Annotated in this window: 1 pseudogene; it reads left to right on the top strand. The window is 70.4% G+C overall.

Annotated features, from left to right (window positions below):
* Positions 1 to 358 (top strand): annotated as a pseudogene (locus QSJ97_RS24780) (IS5/IS1182 family transposase); the annotation flags it as partial.

Here is a 358-nt window from a genome sequence, read left to right as displayed (position 1 = left end):
GAGCGGCTGATCCGGGCCGGCGCGATCGAGCGGCTCTTCGCCCGCTTCGACGCCGCGATCCGCGAGGCCGGTTACATCCCGATGGCGGGCCAGATCGTGGATGCGAGCCTGGTCTCGGCGCCCAAGCAGCGCAACACGCAAGCCGAGAAGGCCGATATCAAGGCCGGCCGCATCCCGGAGGGCTGGCAGGACAAGCCGGCGAAGCTCCGCCAGAAGGACCGGGATGCGCGCTGGACGCTGGTGTTCGGCAAGGCACGCGAGCGCGAGGACGGCACCCGCCACGCCGACATCGCGATCCCGGTGTTCGGCTACAAGTCGCATGCGAGCATCGACCGCCGGCACGGGTTCATCCGGCGCT

Source organism: Paralimibaculum aggregatum (assembly GCF_030270585.1).
Classification (GTDB): domain Bacteria; phylum Pseudomonadota; class Alphaproteobacteria; order Rhodobacterales; family Rhodobacteraceae; genus Thermohalobaculum; species Thermohalobaculum aggregatum.
The sequence above is the reverse complement of the archived record's forward strand: the minus strand, read 5'-3'. Positions and strand labels throughout refer to the sequence as shown.